Source organism: Stieleria sedimenti, from assembly GCF_025060895.1.
Classification (GTDB): domain Bacteria; phylum Planctomycetota; class Planctomycetia; order Pirellulales; family Pirellulaceae; genus Stieleria; species Stieleria sedimenti.
Map to the genome: position 1 here is coordinate 37,942 of NZ_JANZKV010000149.1, position 20,795 is coordinate 58,736.

General features: G+C 60.5%; 15 protein-coding genes. 8 read left to right on the forward strand and 7 right to left on the reverse strand.

Going from position 1 to position 20,795, the window contains the following annotated elements; translation table 11 throughout:
- Window positions 1–406: 406 nt before the first annotated feature.
- Entirely contained in the window at window positions 407–1,738 is a 1,332-nt protein-coding gene (locus NZK35_RS19355; RefSeq protein WP_259634171.1) for a hypothetical protein, read from the forward strand.
- A gap of 314 nt (window positions 1,739–2,052) precedes the next feature.
- Here NZK35_RS19355 and argH read toward each other — a convergent pair whose 3' ends face one another.
- Window positions 2,053–3,450 carry an argininosuccinate lyase gene (argH, locus tag NZK35_RS19360; RefSeq protein ID WP_259634172.1) on the reverse strand — a complete coding sequence of 466 codons (1,398 nt, stop codon included), beginning with the start codon at window positions 3,448–3,450 and terminating at the stop codon, window positions 2,053–2,055.
- A gap of 131 nt (window positions 3,451–3,581) precedes the next feature.
- Here argH and NZK35_RS19365 point away from each other — a divergent pair, with 131 nt between their 5' ends.
- Window positions 3,582–6,338: a hypothetical protein gene (locus NZK35_RS19365; protein ID WP_259634173.1), complete on the forward strand. Its 2,757-nt coding sequence runs from the start codon at window positions 3,582–3,584 to the stop codon at window positions 6,336–6,338.
- A 50-nt stretch (window positions 6,339–6,388) separates the two neighbouring features.
- Here the strand turns inward: NZK35_RS19365 and NZK35_RS19370 are convergent, their stop codons facing one another.
- The 3 genes from NZK35_RS19370 to NZK35_RS19380 all read right to left on the reverse strand — a co-directional run bounded on the left by NZK35_RS19370 (window position 6,389) and on the right by NZK35_RS19380 (window position 9,785).
- A complete protein-coding gene (locus tag NZK35_RS19370; RefSeq protein WP_095742354.1) occupies window positions 6,389–7,366 on the reverse strand; it encodes a type II secretion system F family protein in 978 nt (325 codons plus the stop codon).
- Window positions 7,367–7,424: 58 nt separating this feature from the next.
- Window positions 7,425–8,396, reverse strand: a complete 972-nt coding sequence (locus NZK35_RS19375; RefSeq protein ID WP_259634174.1) for a type II secretion system F family protein — start codon at window positions 8,394–8,396, stop codon at window positions 7,425–7,427.
- A 72-nt stretch (window positions 8,397–8,468) separates the two neighbouring features.
- Entirely contained in the window at window positions 8,469–9,785 is a 1,317-nt protein-coding gene (locus tag NZK35_RS19380; RefSeq protein WP_259634175.1) for a CpaF family protein, read from the reverse strand.
- Between the two features lie 319 nt (window positions 9,786–10,104).
- Between NZK35_RS19380 and NZK35_RS19385 the strand changes: the two genes are divergently transcribed.
- Complete coding sequence (locus NZK35_RS19385; protein WP_259634176.1) at window positions 10,105–10,359, forward strand: hypothetical protein; 255 nt, start codon at window positions 10,105–10,107, stop codon at window positions 10,357–10,359.
- Here NZK35_RS19385 and NZK35_RS19390 read toward each other — a convergent pair.
- Together NZK35_RS19390 and NZK35_RS19395 are read right to left on the reverse strand one after the other, a co-directional pair.
- Complete coding sequence (locus tag NZK35_RS19390) at window positions 10,346–11,530, reverse strand: Gfo/Idh/MocA family protein (RefSeq protein WP_259634177.1); 1,185 nt, start codon at window positions 11,528–11,530, stop codon at window positions 10,346–10,348. The two genes, NZK35_RS19385 and NZK35_RS19390, sit on opposite strands and share 14 nt — an antisense overlap.
- The gene (locus tag NZK35_RS19395) at window positions 11,530–11,676 is read right to left on the reverse strand and encodes a hypothetical protein (RefSeq protein WP_259634178.1); all 147 of its coding nucleotides are present in this window, start codon (window positions 11,674–11,676) and stop codon (window positions 11,530–11,532) included. The genes NZK35_RS19390 and NZK35_RS19395 overlap by 1 nt, the downstream gene beginning before the upstream one ends.
- 573 nt (window positions 11,677–12,249) lie before the next feature.
- Between NZK35_RS19395 and NZK35_RS19400 the strand changes: the two genes are divergently transcribed.
- The 3 genes from NZK35_RS19400 (at window position 12,250) to NZK35_RS19410 (ending at window position 14,841) form a co-directional block, all read left to right on the forward strand.
- Window positions 12,250–12,651, forward strand: coding sequence for a thioredoxin family protein (locus NZK35_RS19400; RefSeq protein ID WP_095742359.1), 402 nt, complete (start codon window positions 12,250–12,252; stop codon window positions 12,649–12,651).
- Window positions 12,652–12,974: 323 nt separating this feature from the next.
- On the forward strand, window positions 12,975–13,853 hold the full coding sequence (locus tag NZK35_RS19405) for a UDP-N-acetylmuramate dehydrogenase (RefSeq protein ID WP_259634179.1): 879 nt from the start codon (window positions 12,975–12,977) through the stop codon (window positions 13,851–13,853).
- A 76-nt stretch (window positions 13,854–13,929) separates the two neighbouring features.
- Window positions 13,930–14,841, forward strand: a complete 912-nt coding sequence (locus NZK35_RS19410; RefSeq protein ID WP_259634180.1) for a cell division protein FtsQ/DivIB — start codon at window positions 13,930–13,932, stop codon at window positions 14,839–14,841.
- 167 nt (window positions 14,842–15,008) lie between these two features.
- Here the strand turns inward: NZK35_RS19410 and NZK35_RS19415 are convergent, their stop codons facing one another.
- On the reverse strand, window positions 15,009–18,041 hold the full coding sequence (locus NZK35_RS19415) for a choice-of-anchor D domain-containing protein (RefSeq protein WP_259634181.1): 3,033 nt from the start codon (window positions 18,039–18,041) through the stop codon (window positions 15,009–15,011).
- Window positions 18,042–18,397: 356 nt separating this feature from the next.
- Here NZK35_RS19415 and argC point away from each other — a divergent pair, with 356 nt between their 5' ends.
- Complete coding sequence (gene argC / locus NZK35_RS19420) at window positions 18,398–19,459, forward strand: N-acetyl-gamma-glutamyl-phosphate reductase (RefSeq protein ID WP_259634182.1); 1,062 nt, start codon at window positions 18,398–18,400, stop codon at window positions 19,457–19,459.
- Between the two features lie 7 nt (window positions 19,460–19,466).
- Entirely contained in the window at window positions 19,467–20,519 is a 1,053-nt protein-coding gene (locus NZK35_RS19425) for a type II CAAX endopeptidase family protein (RefSeq protein WP_259634183.1), read from the forward strand.
- Window positions 20,520–20,795 lie beyond the last annotated feature (276 nt).

Sequence of the window (20,795 nt, forward strand, 5' to 3'; positions counted from 1 at the left end):
TCGACCACTTTGACATCCGTGGGTACGCGCGGCCATCCGTGGATTCGACCTTTATGATCGATCGGATCAGTCGTATTGGACCGATCGGGACACTTCACTGGCGAGCACCGGTAGCCGACGCGGGGACAGGTTCGGCAGTTCGTGTTGCGTGTTTTTCATTGATCCTGAATTTGGAGTGTTGCGGAAGCTGAAGGACTGATCATCCAGAAGTGGCGCACGTTCGCGTTAGACGTTTCGAAAGTCGAAAAACCCGAGAAAGCAAGTGTAGAGCAACTCGCCGAAGTGATCATTTGTCGAAAAGATATGCATGGCCGGTGAAACCAACAAACAGGACCTGCAACGTGATAAATTCTGGCAACGATTTGTTTTGCGAGGCTTAAGGCAGAAAACCGAGGGAGAGACCCACATGAGAACACTCACAATCGCTTTGTTTGTCGGATTCTGCTGTCTACCTGTGTTTGCCGATGAGGCGGCCAGTGAAACCGGGGAGACCAAGCCAGACGATTCGCTCACTTGGCAGGACAAGTCGGTCAAGTATGCCCGCATCATGTCACGGGTGAAATGGACACCGGTGGCTGACGGCATGCCGAGACGAGGTGGGCACTTCACAGCCGGGCAGGAGTACACCGGAGTTCCTTACTCGAGCGTCAAGCACGTCGGCCGCTATATCGGATTCGATATCTTTCTCAAAACCTTCCTCGCCGCGGTGGAAAACCCGAAGAGCGTGCTCTACACCGAGAACCTCTACGGGCAGGTCAAGAATGCAGAATGCTACTACGGCAAGGTCTGTTCCTCTTACACCAGCTACGCACTGCAGTGCGGGATTTGGTACGTCAGCAAGGTTCATGGCCCCCGATTTCGCGACGGTGTCAGTCTCGTGGCGTTGCAGTCGGCTCAGGCCGCGCAGCCCGGAGATGTGATTTACACTCCGCCGGCCAGCAAGAACGGAGGCTCGCACGTGGAATTGGTGACGGAAGTCGTCCGAAGCGAAGACGGCAAGGTGACGCACGTCCGAATTGAGGAAAGTCGCCCGCAAACGACAAGCAACACACTCAGAAGCGCGAAGGCATTTGACGAGCACCTCGCTTCCAGAAACCGAGAGCTCTACCGCATTGCGGATCTGGACGCTTGGCGCGGGAACAACAAGGCGGAAGCGTTTCTGTTCCCCAACTACGAGGACGACTCGGCGACGCCGCAAATCAATCGTGTCCTGCTGCTGGATCGTGGCGACTGGGTTCCCTATCACAAAGGGCAAGCGGTGAAAATCAACCTCATGGATCGTGACGACCAAGGGATTCGGACGCTGGTGATCAAACGAGACGGCGAGATCGTCGAAGAGATCAAGCATCCTGGGAAGGGGGTCCTGGAACGCTCATTCACGATCTGCGGCGATTACACGGCGCACTGCGTGATGAACGATGGTTCGCTAAGCCAGGCCTGCGAGTTCGCCGTCTGCGAACTCGACTTCACGCTACCGACCGCAAACGTTCTGCGAGCAACGTCATGGGAGCTTGCACTCACGTCGGACAACATGGATGCGATCATCGTGTACTTCAAGAACTCTGCCGACGGCCATGACGAACACAACGTGTTCATCTCCGAAGAAGATCGTCGGGCAGGAAAGGTGACGATCCCCGCCAGCGTGACACGGAACGCTAACAAAATGCAGGTCTGGCTGATCGGAGAAAACCAATACGGGCGACTTAAAAAACGTCGCGATCTCCAGGTGACCGACTGAGTGCTTGCCGTCGCCGCGAATTCGCTGTGCATTGCCCAAATGGACACACGCTTCGGGTTGGCAGTCAACTGATCGGCAACGAGTTTCCCTGTCCGAAATGCAACGTCGGCCGACTCGAATCTGATCAAGCGTGACGTCACCGTCAACGGGAACACATTAGAAGCTCAGGTCAAATACTCCCACTGGTACGACGAGACCGCGAAACGCTGGCTCAGTGATCGCTGGAAAGACGTTTGTCATAGATCAGATCGTACAGGTTCGCAGACAAATGGAACGACACTGCGATCCCGAACTGCTAAGCCAAATGCCGGTTGCTATTCACTGGGAGCCTGCCCCACGTGAAGCCGCTTGGTCCAGGCGGTGATTTGGTCGCGGACTTGGGCGGGGGCGGTGGAGCCGTAGCTGGTGAAGGCGGCGATCGCGTTTTGGGTGCCCAGGACGTCCCGGATCGATGCGTCCACCTCCGGGGCATGTAGCTGCATCGTCTCCAGCGGCAACTCGGCCAGCGGGACGTCGGCGGCCATCGCGGCGCCGACGATCGCGCCGACGGCGTGGTGCGCCGTCCGCTGCGGCATACCTTTCTTGATCAACCATTCCATCAATGTCGTCGCGTCCAAATAACCTTCTTCGATCCGCGCCGCAATGCGTTCACGCTGCAACACGCTGCCGGCGACGATTGGGATCGCCAACTCCAGCATCGCGATGATCGTGTCAAAGGAATCGAACAGCGGCGGCTTGTCTTCTTGCAAGTCGCGGTTGTAGGCCAGCGGCAGATTCTTGACCAGCAACATCAACGTCTGCAGATTGCCCATCACCCGCGCCGACTTGCCGCGGGTGAGTTCCAAGGTGTCCGGATTGACTTTCTGCGGCATGATGCTGCTGCCGGTGCAGAACTGTTGCGGGATTTTGATGAAGTTGTATTCGACGGTGCTCCACAAGATCCATTCTTCCGCCCAGCCGCTCAGGTGGGACGCGATCATGGACAGCACAAAGGCCGATTCGAGGATGAAGTCGCGGTCGCTGCTGGTATCCAGGCTGTTGGCGGTGACGCCGTCGAACTCGAGTGCCGCGGCGGTTTGTTCGCGATCGATGGGCAGCGTTGTCCCCGCGACGGCGGCGACGCCCAGCGGCGATTGATTGACACGACGACGGCAATCGGCGATTCGATCGCGATCGCGCTGAAATTTTTCGATGTAGGCCAACCAGTAGTGCGGCGCGAGCACCGGTTGGGCGCGTTGCAGGTGGGTGTAGGCCGGCAGGATGACGTCCATGTCCCCGTCGCATCGGCTGAGAAACGAACGCTGCAACGCCTCCAGCAAGCCGTCGACCTGGTCGAGTGCTTCGCGAATCCACATCCGCGCGTCGGTGCTGACCTGGTCGTTGCGGCTGCGGGCGGTGTGTAGTTTTCGGCCCACGTCCCCGATGCGGTCGATCAGCGCCGACTCGATGTGCATGTGAACATCTTCCAATTCCAGCCGGATCGGGAAGTCGCCGGATTCGAATTCCGATTCGATCTGCTTCAAAGTGTCGCCAATGGCGGTGAAATCTTTGTCGCTGATCAGTCCGACGGTGCGCAGCATGTCGGCGTGGGCGATCGAGCCCCGAATGTCTTGGCGGAACAAGCGGCGGTCGAAGCTGATGGATTCGGCGAACGATTCGAGTCGGGCATCGGTGCTGGCCTCGAAAACACCGCTGCGAGAGGGGCTATCCACGGTCTGGCTATCCAAAAAAGGTCGTGTGGGAGATAATCAGTGCTGCGGGACAGTATCGCGAAGTCCCGGGTCGATGACGACCCGGCGGACGGATGCGAATCGCCGTGTGATTTTCTCCCAAGGATTTTCTGATGCGTTGTATGCGTTCCACGTTCGTGCTGCTGTGTGTCTTGTGCTCACAGACACTCGCTTCACCGGCGGCCGACGCGGTCGATGTCTTGGCGTCCGCCGTGCTCGCGCCCGGCGACCAACTGTACGGCATCGCGACGATTGAGTTGCCGCTGGCCACCCCGATCATCGGCCAAGCCCCCCGGCCGTTGACCGTCAGCAGCGATTCGGGGCGGGTTTTCTATCCGGTCAGCGAAGACGTGGAGGCGCGGATCGTCCCCCCCTCGGAGCGACCGGTGCCGCAACCGGGCAACGGCCGATTGTTGGGCCGGCTGGGGAATCTGCTCCGCGAGATCACCGACAGGAACGCGCCGACCAGCCAGATCATCGCGCGGCGGGCGACGTTTTTGTTCAAGGGCGACGCGCCGCTGCGGGTCCGCGTGGCCGATGGCTTGGGTGACGTGGGCGTGTATGAATTAAAACCGACCCGCGACGCGACGGTGTATCGCGCAGCGTTGGCCCGCTGGTGGAACACGTATGCGGCCGATGCGAAAGAACAAATCGACGCCGGCGATTATCCGCCTTGGGTGGAGAGCTATCTGGTCGCCATGCTGAGCGGCAGGACAGACAACGCGTTGCCGACGTGGTTCACCGAAACCAAGGAGCAGGGCGATCCGTTGTGGGCGACGCTGGAGTACCTAGGCGGCGCCGAAACGGTCACGCAAGAAGTCTTTCGTCGCACCGCCGCAGGGCTGACCGATGTCAATCTGCCGGCCAAACAACGTCACGATGCCACGGCGATGGTGGCCCTGCCCGACGGCCCCCAATGGAAAGCCCCGACGCTGGGGCCGATCGATGACACCGTGGTCACCGAACCGATCGCGACACGCGTGCCGCCGGAGTGTTTTTACCTGCGGTTCGGACAGTTTTCCAACTACCTGTGGTTCCTGGATTTGGCCGAAGAGTACGGCGGCGACGTCGGCCGCATGATCAAACTGCGTGGGACGGAAGTTCAATCGACAGCGCAATTCCAGCGACAGATTTCGGTCAAGATCAACCAACTTTCCAGAACGCTGGGGCCAACGGTCGTGCTGGACCAGGCGGTGATCGGACGCGACTTGTTCACCAGCGACGGCTCGTCGATGGGCGTGATCCTGAAATCGGCCAACGCGTTTCTGTTGCGTTCGTCGCTGTCGTCGGATCGTTCCAACCGCGCCCGCGGCGACGAGGCGGTGACGTTGAAGACGGTCAAGATCGCCGGGCGCGACGTGTCGTTGCTGTCCAGCGCGGACAATTCGGTACGCTCGTTCCTGGCCGAGGACGACGGCTATTTCTTGATCACCAACAGCAAGACACTGGTGCGACGTTTCTTCGAAGTCGGCCAGAGCGGTGAATCACTCGCCGCGACAGACTCGTTTCGATTGTCACGGTCGCTGGTGCCGACCACACGCGACGACACCATCTTTGCGTACTTCTCGCCCGAAATGCTGCAAGGTTTGGTCTCGCCGCAATACTTGATTGAACTGCGTCGGCGGTCCAGGGCCGAAAGCGATGTCGCCCTGGTGCACCTGGCACGACTGGCCGCGACCGCAGAGGGAGCCACCGCGGAAGGCGATTGGGGATTGGGCGTCGAAGCGCTGATCGAAACGGGATTCCTGCCCCTGTCGTTCGGCAACCGCAGCGACGGCAGCGGCGTGATCTCCGTCGGCGACCAAGTGATCGACACGTTGCGCGGTGTCCGGGGAACGTTCGTGCCGATCGCGGACATCGAAATCGAATCGGTCACCCGACAGGAGTTTGATTGGTACACTCGGATCGCCAACGAATACAGCGAACGATTCCCGCAGATCGACCCGATCATCGTCGCGCTGCGTCGCGAAGACATCCCGGGCGACGACACACTCGAACGAATCTCGATTCATGCCGAGATCGCTCCGCTGACGCCGGAAAAGTACGGCAAGTGGGCCAAGCAACTCGGCCCGCCGACGTCGGTCGCGATGCGATTTGCCCCCGACGACATCGTCTCCGTCCAAGCTCATGTGGCCAGCGCGCAGATCGGCCCGCCGACTCACCTGTTCGCGGGCATCAAAGACACGTTTCCGCCGGCGCCGGACCAATTCGACGGAATCCTGAAGACGTACTGGGCGCTGCGTGAGTTGCCGGCGTATCTGGGCGCATGGCCACAACCGGGGGCGTTGGACCGATTACCGCTGGGGCTGGGGCGTGGTCGACCGGTCGGCCCCGGAATGTCCAAACTGCTCGGCGGCCTGTACCGATACAGCGGCGGTGGTTTCAGCGTGCTGTCGTTTCAGCCCGAGATTCTCAACGCCACGCTCCCGTTCCTGGAAGCGACCGACGTCGGGCAACCGGCGACGGCGCGCGGACGCATCGGCAGTTTGCTGGGCAGCCAACTCGAAGGCTGGGTCAACAACGAACTGTACCAAAACGCGGCCCAAGCCAGCCGGGCGGGGGCGGAGTTTTTAAATCTGTTCTCCGAGCAACTGCACGTCGGTCCCGACGAGGCGATCGAGCAAGTCACCTTGGTGCTGGGCGTGCCGCTGCAATGCCCGTTGGGCGGCCGGTACGAGTATGACCCGATCGAAAAACGTTGGCGGAGCACGGCGTGGGGCGGCAACGAACCGCTGGCAACACCGCCGGCCGATTACGTCGCGCCGTTGTTGAATTGGTTCCGCGGCGGACGGTTCACGATGACGCAGTATTCCGACCGCCTGGTCGCCGACGTGGAGATCACCGTCGCGCGGGGACTGGGTACCGAGTAGGTCACGCTGTGCGTGACGATTGGTATGCACAGCATACCCAACACATCAGACTACTGGCTGAGCATGTTGCGATACATGCTGATGCCGGCCGGTCCGACGAGGACGACGAAGATACCGGGGAAGATGAACAAGACGAGCGGGAAGATCATTTTCACCGCGGTCTTGGCCGCTTTTTCTTCGGCGATCTGACGTCGTCGCGTCCGCATGGCGTCACTTTGGACCCGCAGCGCGGCGGCGATAGAGGACCCGAATTTATCGGCTTGGATCAAGATCGACGCGAGTTGTTTCAAGTCATCGACGCCGCTGCGAAAGCCGAGTGCTTGGAGTACTTCGCTACGTGATCGCCCGAGCTGAAGTTGCTTGTTCGCGATTCCAAATTCTTCGCCGATCTCCTTGTGGCTCTTTTCCATTTCGTCGGCGACTTTCCTGAGCGCCTGGTCCATCCCCAGACCGGCTTCGACACAGACGACCATCAAGTCGAGTGCGTCGGGCAGGCCGAGGAAGATTTTTTCCATCCGCTTTTTGGCCATCATTCCGAGCGCGAATTTCGGGATCATGAAACCGATGATCAGCCCACCGCCGACTTTGATGATCATGTCCTGGCCGAAGCCGTTGGCGAACAACCCGTAGGCGCTACCGATGAACAGTCCGAGCGCGGAAGCACCGAGCTGGATGGTTTTGTAGACGACCGGTGCGGCTTCGCGTCGGAAGCCGGCGTTCATCAAGATTTCGCGGAGCTGGCCCATCTCCTTTTCGTTTCCGCTGACCTTACCCGCCAGCGGCGTGGCCGCTTTTTCCAGGTAAGCGGTCAGGGCTTCGTTCTTTTTGCTGGCGGTGTCATCGCCCGCGGCGGCAGACGCTTGGCCGGCGCGACGCTTTCGCATCATGTCCAAACGTGCCTCGGCGCGAGGCTTGTCGTCTCCGGAGACGCGTGCCAAGACGAACCACATGCCCACGGTCACGAACAGAAAGATCGCACCGGCGGTGACGTAGATGGGATTGAACGAAAGGGCTAGCAGAAGGGTCATCGTAAGGATCCGGTTGGCCGGTAAAAGACGGGTCTGACGGTGAAGGGTGGGATTCGGGTTAGACTTTGATCGTGATGATCTTTTTGATCACCAGGGCACCGATGATCTGGGTGATCAACCCGAATCCGAGCATGTAGCGACCGATCTCGTCGGTGAACAACATCATCACGTATTCTCTGTTCAAATAAAGCATGACAATGAACAGCACCGGTGGCAGGGCCAGCAAAACGGCACCACTCATTCGGCCTTCGCCGGTCAACGCCTGGATCTGGCCGAGGATCTGCAATCGCTCGCGAATCAGGTGTCCGATCTTGTCCAGAATTTCGGCCAAGTCACCACCGGTTTGCCGCTGCAGCACGACGGCGGTGGCGAAGAACCGGAGGTCCATGTTGGGGACGCGGTCGGCCATGTCTTCGATCGCTTCATCGAGCGGGATGCCCAGGTTTTGCTCTTCGAATGCTCGTCCGAATTCGCGTGCCAACGGGTCTTCCATCTCTTTGGATACCAGACCGAAACCGGCATTGAGCGAGTGACCGGCACGCAGCGAGCGACCGAGCAGCTCGAGGGCTTCGGGCATCTGCTTGCCGAACTTGGAAAGTCGACGTTTTCGCTTGACCATCAACCAACCGACCGGGACGAGCGCAAAGATCGGGCCGACGAAGATAGCCAACAGTTTGAACGGACTGGCGATGCACAAGGCGACGCCGGCACCGAAGGCGCCCAAACAGATCATGGCGAATTGTGCTGGTGGCATCCGCACGTCAGCCTGGTCCAGATACTCGCCCAGACCGGGCAGGCTCTTCATGATGCTGCCGATGACCCCGGAGGCATCTTCGAAGCCGCCCTCCATCAGCAACGAACCGGTTTCTTCGGCTTGCTTCCCGCCGCTGACACGACGGCGCGACGCGATTTGCGCGAGTCGGTCTTCGGTCGCGGTATTGTCACCGCCGGGAACAAGCATGTTGGCAGCAAGTGCCACCAAGGAGGCGACAAAGATGCCGACGGCGATGATGATGACGGTACCGGTCATGTCAAATCAGGTCGTTGAGGTTGAGAGGAGTCGTTGAGTCGTAATCGGGTCAGGTCGTGGGAGCGGGCCGCCCTACGCTTGCATCATGGTTCGCTCACGGAACGCACTGGATGGCAACCGCACGCCGGCGGCTTCCAGTTTGTCCATGAAGGTCGGTCGGACGCCGGAACATTCGAAGGTTCCGTAAGCCTTGCCGTCTTCCCCAATGCCTTTCTGATTGAACTTGTAGATGTCTTGCAACACGATGGTGTCTTGTTCCATCCCGACCACTTCGGTGATCGCGGTGACACGTCGGGGTCCGCCCTGCAAGCGGTTGGCTTGGATCAGCACATCGACCGCACCGGCGATCTGTTGCCGGATCGCTTTGACGGGCAGCTCGAAGCCGGCCATCATGACCATCGTTTCCAGACGGGCGATGGCGTCGCGAGGCGTGTTGGCGTGCAGCGTGGTCAACGAGCCGTCGTGACCGGTGTTCATCGCCTGCAACATGTCCAGTGTTTCACCGCCACGACATTCCCCGATGATGATCCGTTCGGGACGCATCCGCAGGGCGTTCTTGACCAAGTCGGTGGCAGTCACGGCACCGTTGCCTTCGATGTTGGGCGGACGTGTTTCCAGCCGCACGACATGGTCTTGCTGCAACTGCAATTCCGCCGCGTCTTCGATCGTCACGATCCGGTCGCTGTGACCGATGAAGGACGAAAGCGTGTTGAGCAATGTGGTTTTACCCGAACCGGTACCGCCGGCGATGATGCAATTGAGCCGGGCTTTGATGCAACCTTCCAGCAACATCACCATTTCCGGGGTGAAGGCTTTGTAGTTGAGCAGGTCTTCCAGCTTCAACGGGTTGCTGCCGAAACGTCGAATACTGACCGCCGCTCCGTCCAGGGCGAGCGGCGGAATGATCGCGTTGACCCGTGAACCATCTTCCAAACGCGCGTCCACCATCGGGCAGGTTTCATCGACGCGACGTCCGACCTTGCTGACGATCCGGTCGATGATTTGCAACAGGTGCTTGCCGTCGCGGAACTCCACGTCGGTCTTCTGCATCTGGCCGCCCTTTTCGACGTAGATACTTTTGGGACCGTTGATCAAAATATCGCTGACCTTGGGGTCTTTGAGGATCAATTCCAGCGGCCCGAGCCCGAAGGTTTCGTCCAGCACCTCGTCGACGATGCGTTCGCGTTCTTGACGATTGAGCAGGGCATCATCGGCATCACAAAGGTGTTCGATGACGACGCGGATTTCGCGACGCAACGCATCACCCTTCATGTCACCGACGCGTGACAGGTCGAGCTTGTCGACCAACTTGCCGTGAATCCGAGTCTTGATTTCTTCGAATTGATCTTGGCGACTATCCGCTTTGCCGGGCATTGATCGAGTTGCCATATCTGTAGTCTCGTCCTTAGGATTGCGCGATCGCGAGGTGCGGGGTGGATGAAATCGTGTTGCCTCGCCGTGTTGGCAGGCAGACCGGCCAACTGTCCCGTGCGAGTCGTTTGGTTTGTGCGGGTCATCCGGGCCAGCAACCTCGGCAAAGACCGCCGAACGCTGGATGCGGGAATGAACCCTGGAAAAACATAGGATGCAAAACCGCGACATCGGCAATCCGATTTGATTTTCTTGCCGGCAACCAAACGGCCTGTCGGCAAGCAGTGGACGGACCGAGACGGACCAAACGTGTCCCCGGCGGCTCAAGAATTCGCGCATGACAGCCACCACCGAACCAACCCAACTGCGGACCGAACCCCCGTCCCCTCCAACCGCGCCACCGTCGATCGAACGCTGTGACGCCTTGATCGTCTCGCTGACCTCGCAACGTTTCGTGATCGTGCGTCGCGGGGACAAGATCCGCCTCTGGTCGGCCGAACAACTCTGCCGGCCGATCCGAGCGCTACGGCCAGGCGAGCGGGTGTATCACAACGGACGGCTCGAGACGGTCCGTGCGATCACGGTGTACTGACCGGACGGGCGTGCGTCTGGGGCGCGGGGAATGGCGGCTGGTTCCACCGACACAGCAGGGTATCGCGCTTGATGAGACGAATGGGACCCACGAGACGTAGGTGACATCTCTGTCCTGTCGGAAGGTTGCTCCATCGGGCGAGGTCCATGCGAAAGCAGCCGCACCACCCTTCACCCTTCACCCTTCCGCCGGGAAGCATGACGCGTTGTCCCGTTTCGTGGCTCTGGCGGGCCGCTTGAACCACGGCGGCGGCTTCGTAGGCATCGACCAGACCGCCCAGATCACGGACCAAACTGGTCACACTGCGATGAAACTGACGCAGCATGCGTTCGCCGACCGGCGATTCGGTCTCCAGCGATTCGACATGGCGGCCGGCATCATCGAACCACACCAGGCTGCTGGGCAGATCGATGAAGGCGACACCGTTTTCGCACTGGATCTTCATCGCCGCCGGCGACCGAAAGCTGGCCGCTTCTTTCCAACGACTCGGCAGCGTGCCGTCGGTGGCGATCTCCGCGATCACGCCTTGATCGGGCGAGCAGTCGTATTGAAGCATCAGCGATTGGAACGTGTTGACCTCGCAGACCGAGGTGACACAGTGCGGGGTTTTGCCGACGACATACCGGCACCAATCGACCAACTCGACCAATTCCGAATCGTCGGTGCGACAGGCCGTCGGCCCGGCGTCGCCGGGTGTCCGGTCGCTGATCGATTGACGATGCACGCGGATCAGCCGTGGCGGGCCCAGGCGTGTCGCGATCAACTCTTTCAGACGCAGCGTCGCCGGGGCGAATCGACGCGGCAATTCGGCCATGAACGAAACACCGCTTTGCTCGATCGCCCGCAGCACCGCGTTTTGACGATGCGGATCAAAGTCCAGGCCGGCGGCCCAGTAGACCGCCTTGCCCGCCTGGCAGGCCGCCAGCGCCGGCAGCCAGCCCAACCAACACTGTTTCAAAATCAACACCGCGTCGATGTCGCAGCGGTAGACCAGACTGCGATAGCCGTCGATCGGGTCCGCCTGGAACTCGGCGGCGGTGGATTCGGCTAATTTTGAAATCGTGCTGTAGACCGCACGGACATCGAACCGATCGTCCAGCATGCGGAGCGCCGGCCGGTAGCGTGTTTGCCACAGATCACCCAGCCCGATCAGTCCAATTCGAAGCTTCATCAGGTCGACGTCTCAAACGCGGCGGTTTCGTGCGGAAATCGGGATCGCCGTGCGCCGCACCGTTTGGCAATGAATCGTCCGGCAACAATTCCGTCGGCGATGATTCGTTCGGCGATGATTCGTTCGGCGATGAACAGGTTTTGCAAACAACGGCTTCCAACGGGGATTTCCAAACAAGGGCGTGCATCGTTCCGTTCTTGCGACAAATGCACTTGCGTACACCTGTCATTTCAACCGGTCGATCTTCTGATTGGCACGCCCCAACTTGTTATCTAACAGCAGCTTAGCGACTGGGCGACGAATTGGCTCTCGGGTGCTTCAATTTAGCACGCCGATCCGCAATTTGATAATCACAGAAATCTAGCCAGCACGGCTTGAAGCCGAACCGGGCAGCCATATACTCCGCCCAGTCTACCCGGACCCTGCCTTCGGAAGCCTTTCACCAGGCGTTCCAGAATGGTTCTGGGGAGGACGAAGGCGAGAATTCGTTTGTGAAAGACGATCTCACCTTAGGGACGATTGTTGGCCAGTTGGGCGCCGATCGAGACGGCGAGCCGGATCGATGCGGAAACCCGCCGGATTGACCAACAACGGGAAAACTAGCCCTCGGCGGTTCCTCGTCTGAATGAATCGACATCTTTTCATCGCTGTTCATTCAAATCACCGACATTGTGTCGCCATCGCCGAACGGTCATTTTGCTTGAAAAAAGGAGCTAGGAATGGTTTCGTTGCTGTTAGCTGTAGTGCTTGGTAGTGTCACGTCGGCGTCGCTGAAAACCGATTACGCCGAGGCCTACCGAGAATCGGTAGCACAGGACAAGCCGTTGATGGTCGTCGTGGGAGCACCCTGGTGCCCGGCCTGCAACGTGCTGAAACAGACCACCTTGGAGCCGATGGCCCAAACCGGAGAGTTGGACGAAGTGAGCGTTGCGGTGTTGGATCGCGATGCGAACCCCGAGTTGGTCAAGCAGTTGACCAAGGGCGAGCGAATGCTTCCCCAGATCATCATGTTCACCCGCACCGGCGGGGGAGAGTGGAAGCGTCATCAATTGAAAGGCTATCAAACCCAGCAACCGGTCCGCAATCTGATTCGTTCGGCCGTTTCATTGGGACGCGGTTGAACGCTGCCAGGCATTGATTCCCTGCGTTTCACCAGGTGTTAGCGGCAGGGCGCGAGCCCTCCGGTTCCTCATCGTTACCGAAACACCGGAGGGCTTGCGCCCTACCGCTAACCATTGCTTCACAGCGTTACGCGGTTGGCGGATTCCGCGGGGACGCCCCCCTTTCAGCCCCCCCAGTGCATTTCGCCGGTGAACCAGTGCACTCCGGCGGTGAAGTCGAGCGACTCCGCCTACCTGAAATGCGTCGCGGGCCGTTATGATTTGGCTTGGCCCGCGACCGTTTCTCGCGGGCGAAGTTTTCGATTCTGACGTGCTAGCCAACCATGACGATTCCCGAACACCTCCAGCACCTGATTCGCTCCGATGAGCCCCTCGCCCCCTTGGTCTGGCTCGGGATCGGCGGTCCGGCTCATTTCTTCGCCGAACCGGTCGACGCTGAGCAGATCGTCCAGGTGGTCACGTGGGCCGCGGAAAACGACTTGCCGACCCGTGTGCTGGGTTCGGGCAGCAATCTGCTGGTGCGTGAATCGGGCTTTGACGGTCTGGTCATCACCCTGGGTGCCGCCGCGACCAGCGCGTTGTCGATCGACGGAGATCGGCTGACCGCGGGCGCCGGAGGCAAGCTTTCGCATGCGGTGGTCAAAGCCGTCGGCGGCGGGCTGGGCGGACTGGAACACCTGGTCGGCATCCCCGGCACCGTGGGTGCGGCGGTCGTCGGCAACGTTTCCAGCGGGGGCCGCGACATCGGTTCGGCCGTCGAACGGGTGCGGGTGCTGCAGCCCGACGGCACGATCAAGCAGTTCGATCAGGACGAGGTCGGGTTCACGTACCGCAAGACGGCGCTGGACGGTTTGACGATCGTCGAAGTGGACTTCAAGCTCGAGGCCGCTGACCCGGTCGCGTTGACCAAACGGCTGCAAAAACTGTGGATCGCCCGCAATGCCGCTCGACCGGCAGAAATCGAGCGGATCGCGATGCCGTTTATCGACCCCGACAGCATGCCGGCGCGAGAATTGATCCAAAGCGTCGGGCTTGCCGGGATGCGCGAGGGCAATGTGGCGCTCGATTCGGCTCGCCCCCACTACCTGGTCGCCCATACCGGGGCGACCAGCGACGAGTGCTTGAAATTGATCGACCGGGTTCGGGAACAGGTCTTGCTGCAAACCGGGATCGACTTGCAGCTGAATCTTCAGATTTGGTAAGTCTGGGGGGACGTGCTGCGTGGCCGATCGGAATCGGCCGGCAACGGCGTGCTTTATCCAGGGAAGGTGCGGCCAGATGGCCAAGCAAAGCGAGCAAACCGATCATCGCCCGATCCGCAGCATTCTGCGCCGATTGATTCTGGCGCCGGCGGCCTGGTCGTTGATTTGGCCGATGCTGTTGTTGATCGGCTCGTACCTCGCCTATTCACGCTGGTATGCCGAGCATTTCGCCCAGGCCTACGGAAGCGTGGATCCGCAATCGATCACGATTTCCCCGCCGCATGAGTACGTGCGGACCGATTTGGTGGCAGAGGTCTATGACGAAACACGGTTGACGGAATTGTCGCCGGCCGATCGCAGCGTGACCGCGAAACTGGCCTCGGCCTTTGCCAGCCACCCCTGGGTCAAGCATGTCCATCGAGTTCGAAAACTGCCGTCGGGCAAGTTCGAACTGGACTTGGATTACCGCCAACCGGTGGCGGCGTTTCATGTCACCGGAGGCGAGAAATGGAAACAGATGATCGCCGAGCACCTTAAAAGTCTCGGCTATCCGGTCTCGGATGTGAACGGCTATCTGCCGCTCGATGGCGAGGGGATGCTGCTGCCGACCGCCGGATTGACGTACGACGATGCGATGGAGTTGATTCACATCGAAGTCTGGGAGCTGTACCCGACCGGCAACGAGGGCACGCCGTTTGGCGACCGCCGCGTGGAGTCGGCGGCGTTGTTGGCCAAGCTGCTTGCAGCCGTCCGCGATCAAATTCGGATCGCCAAAATCACCGTCAGCGGAGACTCACGGCTGAATCTGGTGCCCCAATTGGAAATCATCACCGGCGACAACACCCACCTGTTTTGGGGCAGCCCGCCGGGCATGGAACAACCACGTGAACGTGACGCACGGGCGAAGCTGACGGACCTATTGAGCGGGAACTACGTCCCCGGCGGCGACCTCAGCATCGCCGCAAGCAAGTCACCGCCGCTGCGCTAGTGCTTTGTTCCAGTTCAATTTAGTCGGGTGCTGAGTCAATGGTGAGCCGCCGGCCGTAAGGCCTCGGGCTGGCGTCGCGGTGCCCGGCCGCTGACGCGTCGCGGCTCACAAAAACGACAGACCGCGAGCCGTCCGATCTAACCCTAGTTTTCAATTGGAATCAAACATTAGAGCGTCTTCAGGAACCTGAGCCCGAACTGGCCATAGTCGAGTCCATCGACGTCGCCATCCCGATCGGCGTCAAATTGCTCGTTGAAATCCGGCGAGGAGTTGGGCCGCAGGAACGACAATCCGAAGCGTCCGTAATCTTGGCCGTCCACATCACGATCGCCATCGGAATCACCGAACAGGCGAAAGAACGCGTCGGCACGATCGACCGCCCCGGCGTCGCTGCCGAACAACAGATCGTTGCGCATCGGATAGGGCTCGACGGCCAGGGACATCGCCGCGAACGATCGCACGCGGAGTTCATAGTTACCGTCGTCGAGAACGACGGGGACGCCGGCGGCGTCTTCGAGGGTCAGCATGACTTCGGTGCGACCGTTGAAATCCTCCGGCGTCGCTTGGATCGATTCGACCGACTGGCCGGTGGTGACGTTTCGAATTTCAAAGGCCTCCGAGAGCGATTGGTGGTCGACGCGTTGGTTGTAGACGACCGTGACCGAATCGAGTTGGCTGCGTGATCCGGCACCCTGGTTGACCTCGACCCGCTCGACGCGGAGATCCGTCGCCAGTCCGGACACGGGAACGCTGAACATCGACTCATTGGCATCATTGCTGGAGACCATGATCGTGGCGTTTCGCCGTCCGGCGGCGGTCGGATCGAACGTGGCGTCGAACGTCGTCCAATCGCCCGGTCCGATCAAGACATCGGGGTACCGGGTGATCGAAAAGTCTCCGCTGTGGGTTCCGAAGATCCCGAGTGACGACAGGTACAGATCCATGCCACCGTTGTTTTCGATCATGAACGTTTGCGTGTGAGAGTCGGCTTGGACATCGACCAATCCCATGTCGGTCCCGTTGTCGATCATCGGCGGGGCACCGTCGACGATCGATAATCCCTGATTGCCGCGCAACGTGATTTCAGCAAGGACAGGATCATCGTTGATGATCTGGCCGTCGGCGGCCGGCGCGCCCGGGTCGACTTGATAGGTTCCGCCGGTCGGCACGTACAACTCGATGGTGTAGGATTCGTCAGGCTCCGAATCGGCGTCACCGCGAATCTCGATTTCCAGTGACTGGGACGTCTCACCGATCTCAAAGAACACCGATCCGGATGCGGGGGAAACGAAATCTTGAAGATCAGCCGACGTCGCGCTGCCGGCGGGGAAGATGCGTCGCCAATGGACCTCGTGGGCTCGCGTCGGCAGTCCGGTGCGTTGGACGGTGAACCGGTGCGTCGAACCGCTCCCGGCATCCCCTTCGTTGGCGATCGTCGCGGTCGCTTCGATGGAATAGATCGACACGATTTCTTCGACCTCCATGGCGGCAACGCGATCGGCCACGGCATACGTTGCCGCGTCCACGATGTGCACTTCAAAGAACTCGGGGCCTTCGCTGGTTGCGTCGTCGACGACCGGGATCAGCAACGTCCCACTGCCGTTGAGCATCGAAACGGTTTGCCGCAGCGGTCCACCGAAATCGGCGGGCTCGGTCGAATTGGGGGCCGGCTGGCCCGGCGCCGATTGACGCACCGAGCGGACTTCGACGATCACATCGCCGTCGCCGCCAGCGCTGTTGGTGAGTGTGAACTCCGCCTGTTCACCCTCGGCAACCGCTGCCGAGGTGGCGGTGATCGAGACCGATGCGACGCCGGGGTCGACGATCGTTCCGCTGATCCGATACTGTCCCAAGCTGCCGTAGTCGCTGTAACCGAGCGGGCTGGCCACGGTGTACGGCGCCGGCGTCGGCTCGACCACGGCGTCCCGTGCGGCGTCGTAGGTTCCGTCACGGGGGACGCCGTCGATCTTGAGGAAGTAATCACCTGCGGCAAGCGGAATGTCTAGCAGGGAAGCCGACAGCGATGTTTGGGGATTGGAATCGACGAGAAAGGTGCCCGAGGAATCGTACAGTCCCGCCCACACATCGAGGTTCGGTTTGTAATCGAGCACATCGATCTGCAGCGAGACGTTGCCACCACCGGTGGAGAATTGAAACCAATCGACGTCGTCGTTTCGTTCGATGATGCCGAACGCATCGACAGCGATCGAACCGGATTCGCGGAGCGGCGAAGCGGAGGAAGGATCGTTGGCGTGGTCGTCCGCGGTGTAAGGGAAATTTGAACTGCGGGTGATCCGTTGCAAGTCATCTTCGTCGGTCAGGCTGGCGTTGTAGTAGTCGCCGGCGCTCCACTGGGTGACCTGTTTGCTGAACGGCGATCCCATGATCGGCCCCCATCCGGTGGATCCGCTGCCGTGACCGCTGTAGTACGTTCTGCTGCCGGCCCCGTCGTGATGCAAACCCAGTTGGTGGCCGACTTCGTGGCTGGCCGTTTCGCTGCCCGTATTGAGTCCGTTGTTGTAGACCAGCGCGGGTTCGTCTTGTCGATCATCGAAGGAGCCCAGGTAGGCGTGACCGCCGCAACTGCAATCGGCAAAGGTGTCCTTCGTCATCACCACGCGTGTGCCCCAGCGGGTGTCCTGGCTGCCGTTGTAGCGAAGATCATCCAGATCGCCGGGTTCTTGCGTGGTGACGTTGACGTCGAACGGCGCGAAATCCTCGGCGACGATTTGCCAAATTTGCTGAATCAATTCCAGCCGTGCGGCGGAAAAGTCTGCTCCCGTTCCGCCCCAATAGTTCGGATGTTCGATGACCGACAGTCCGTAACCCGTGTTCCAGCTCGTGTCGGTCGTGGTGTGTCCGTCGAAGTCCAGGTAGATCGTGAAATTGGAATCCGGCCGACTGTGCAGCGTGAACGTCTCGTCCAAGGAAACCAGAGCGGACTCGCTGAGGCCGTCGTCGGCCTCGTCGGCGGCCACGGGGAAGTCGCCGTCGGGAATTGCATTGCCGGAACGTTCACCGACCAGCGGCGCGATGCCCTGGATCGGCGGGACCGGGCGACCGGGAGCCAGCGGGCCATAAAATCGCTCGATCAACCGGGCGTCGGTTTCGTAATCGCCCAGCGGGCCATCGCCAGCAGAATCCAGTCGGGCCGCCAACAGGCGACGCGATTCCAATCTCTGGTAGCTCAGGCGGCTCATGCAACCTTTGTGGGCCCGGCGCATCGTGGTTGATGATTTCGTGCGTGCGAATGACAAGTGGACATGCAGATTCCTGGTCGCGGACCGCGTCGCATTCGGCTAGCTTTGCAGGAAACCACGCACGTGCAAGCGCCCGAAAAAAACAGCGTGAACCGTTTCACAACCCCTTTAAAGTAATGCCTTTCCGGTGCCAAATGGTCATTTGTCTTGTCACCGGCGGTCTAAAACGCCGAAACGTGACAATCGGCCGTCGGCCCCCCCGTGCATCGCCATCCGTCTGCCCGTGGCATTGTTGGGGACGGGTGCGGCGAAATGACGTTTTTGTCCCCCTTTTTTCCCGAATCTAAAATCGCCCCATGTCGCTTTCTGTCGCCCTGATCGGCGCCACCGGATACACCGGATTGGAAGTCGCCCGATTGCTCACCCATCACCCCCACGCCGAACTGGCCATCGCGACGGCTCGGGCAGAAGCGGGCAACCCGATCGCTTCGGTGCATCCTTCGTTGGCCGGGCGTCTGGATCTGAAACTGGAAGAATTGGACCCGGTTCGGATCGGCAAACGCTGTGACGTCGCGATGTGCTGTCTGCCCCATGCGGCGTCGGCCGAGACCGTCAAGCAGCTGGTCGATGTGGGCGTCCGCGTGATCGATTTCAGCGCCGATTTCCGACTCTCCTCGCTGTCCGTTTACGAATCGTGGTACGGCGTGAAACACCCCTGGCCGGAGCGGGTGGGCAAGACGGTTTATGGATTACCGGAATTTTTTGCCGAGCAGATCGCGGGTGCGGATGTGGTGGCCAACCCGGGGTGTTACCCGACCAGCGCGATTCTGCCGTTGGCCCCGTTGATTCGCGAGGGACTGATCCGCGGCGACGACATCATCATTGACAGCAAAAGCGGGGTCAGCGGCGCCGGTCGCAGCGCGAAGGTCGGGACACTGTACTGCGAAACGAACGAATCGATCGCCGCCTACGCGGTCGGCTGTCATCGTCACCAACCGGAGATCGAGGATCTGGTGGGGCGGATTGCAGGGCACGAAATCGAAGTGTTGTTCACGCCGCACCTGACCCCGATGAGTCGCGGCATTCTGTCGACAATTTACGTCCGTCCATCGGAGGGGTTGGCGGCTGAATCGGCGGGCGGTTCGACCGCGGGTGGACCGACCGACGCTGCGGTTGACCGGGTCATGCAGTGTTGGCGCGATTGTTACGCCGACAGTCCCTTCGTGACCCCCGTGGATCATCTGCCCGCCACCGCACACGTGGCGGGAACGAACTATGTTCAGATGTCGGTGCGTCGCTCGGGCGAGCGGTTGGTGCTGTTGTCGGCGATTGATAATCTGTCCAAGGGCGCCAGCGGCGCTGCGGTACAGAACATGAACGTGATGTTCGGATATGACCAACAATCCGGTCTAGGCTAGATCAGCAATGCGAGAACCCTACGGCGAACAGCCGCCCAATCCTTACGCCGTCGACCCCGCGCCCGTGGAGGCTTCCGCGGGGGAACCATCGCTCGGAGAGCACGCGCCAAGGGAGTCCGCGTTTGGGGAGTCGCCGGGCGCGGCTGGACGAGAGGATTCGCCGCCATCGCCGGCCGACCGGGATCGACCGCGGATCTGGCCCTCGTTGTTGCTGCCGTTGATTTCGCTGGTCACGTTTCTGCTGTCCAGTCTGGTGATGATGGTGGTGGCGTTTTATGTCGTCCACGGCGAGTTCAGTCCCCGGATGATGGTCAGTGCCGAGGCGATGCAAACGGTGTCCGCGTCCCGCGTCGGATTGCTGTTGTTGGTCGTCGCGCCGCAGCTGGCGTTGGTTCTGCCGACGTTGATCGCCGCTGCGTTATCGCCGGTCGGTTTTTCTAAGCGATTGTCGCTGGTCCGCGGACACTGGCCGCTATGGGCTTGGGTTGCCGCGGCGTTGACGACGCCGCTGATCGGATTTATCTCGTCGATCGCGGTCGGTTCTCTGATGGAAGAGAGCGAAAGCCTGAAGATGATGTCTGATATTTTTCGCGGGCACGGAGAAACGGGATTTTTGATCCCGCTGGCGATCTTGATCGGCGCGACCCCGGCGTTCTGCGAGGAGTTTTTGTTTCGCGGCTATGTGCAAACGCGGCTGAACCGTCGTATCGGACCGGCGCTGGGGATTTTTCTCTCCTCGGCATTGTTCGCCGTTTTCCACATGGATTTGATTCACATCATCGCCGTGTTTCCGTTGGGCGTGTATCTGGGCGTGATCGCCTGGCGAAGCGCCTCGTTGATCCCGGCCATGCTCGGTCACTTCGTCAACAATTCGATCAGCGTGTTTGCGGTCGTGCTGGGGCCGGAGACTCAGGACCAGGACCCGTCGCCTGAAATGGCGCTGTTTCTGTTGATGGTGATCGGCTTGGGGCTGCTCGGAGCCCTGTTGACCGCGGTTGCGATGTGGCGTCTGCCCGTTCCACCGCCGGTGCGGCTGACGCCCGAACCGGCCGTTTCGTAACGGGCGGGGAACGACGGTTCCAGCACCTGGCGTCAGCCCAATGCCATCGACTTTCGCTCTAAAGGTGTTAGCGGAACGGCGCGAGCCGTCCGGTCGCGCTTCAAAAACACCGTGAAAGATCGGAGGGCTCGCGCCCTACCGCTAACAAAAACACCCCGCAAGGTGTTAGCGGAACGGCGCGAGCCGTCCGGTCGCGCTTCAAAAACACCGTGAAAGATCGGAGGGCTCGCGCCCTACCGCTAACAAAAACACCCCGCAAGGTGTTAGCGGAACGGC

Coding starts and splice junctions, on each gene's coding strand:
- NZK35_RS19355 (WP_259634171.1), top strand. CDS start 407: ATGAGAACACTCACAATCGCTTTGTTTGTCGGATTCTGCTGTCTACCT.
- NZK35_RS19365 (WP_259634173.1), top strand. CDS start 3,582: ATGCGTTGTATGCGTTCCACGTTCGTGCTGCTGTGTGTCTTGTGCTCA.
- NZK35_RS19415 (WP_259634181.1), bottom strand. CDS start 18,041: ATGAGCCGCCTGAGCTACCAGAGATTGGAATCGCGTCGCCTGTTGGCG.
- NZK35_RS19385 (WP_259634176.1), top strand. CDS start 10,105: ATGACAGCCACCACCGAACCAACCCAACTGCGGACCGAACCCCCGTCC.
- NZK35_RS19375 (WP_259634174.1), bottom strand. CDS start 8,396: ATGACCGGTACCGTCATCATCATCGCCGTCGGCATCTTTGTCGCCTCC.
- NZK35_RS19405 (WP_259634179.1), top strand. CDS start 12,975: ATGACGATTCCCGAACACCTCCAGCACCTGATTCGCTCCGATGAGCCC.
- NZK35_RS19400 (WP_095742359.1), top strand. CDS start 12,250: ATGGTTTCGTTGCTGTTAGCTGTAGTGCTTGGTAGTGTCACGTCGGCG.
- NZK35_RS19425 (WP_259634183.1), top strand. CDS start 19,467: ATGCGAGAACCCTACGGCGAACAGCCGCCCAATCCTTACGCCGTCGAC.
- NZK35_RS19370 (WP_095742354.1), bottom strand. CDS start 7,366: ATGACCCTTCTGCTAGCCCTTTCGTTCAATCCCATCTACGTCACCGCC.
- argC (WP_259634182.1), top strand. CDS start 18,398: ATGTCGCTTTCTGTCGCCCTGATCGGCGCCACCGGATACACCGGATTG.
- NZK35_RS19390 (WP_259634177.1), bottom strand. CDS start 11,530: ATGAAGCTTCGAATTGGACTGATCGGGCTGGGTGATCTGTGGCAAACA.
- NZK35_RS19410 (WP_259634180.1), top strand. CDS start 13,930: ATGGCCAAGCAAAGCGAGCAAACCGATCATCGCCCGATCCGCAGCATT.
- NZK35_RS19380 (WP_259634175.1), bottom strand. CDS start 9,785: ATGGCAACTCGATCAATGCCCGGCAAAGCGGATAGTCGCCAAGATCAA.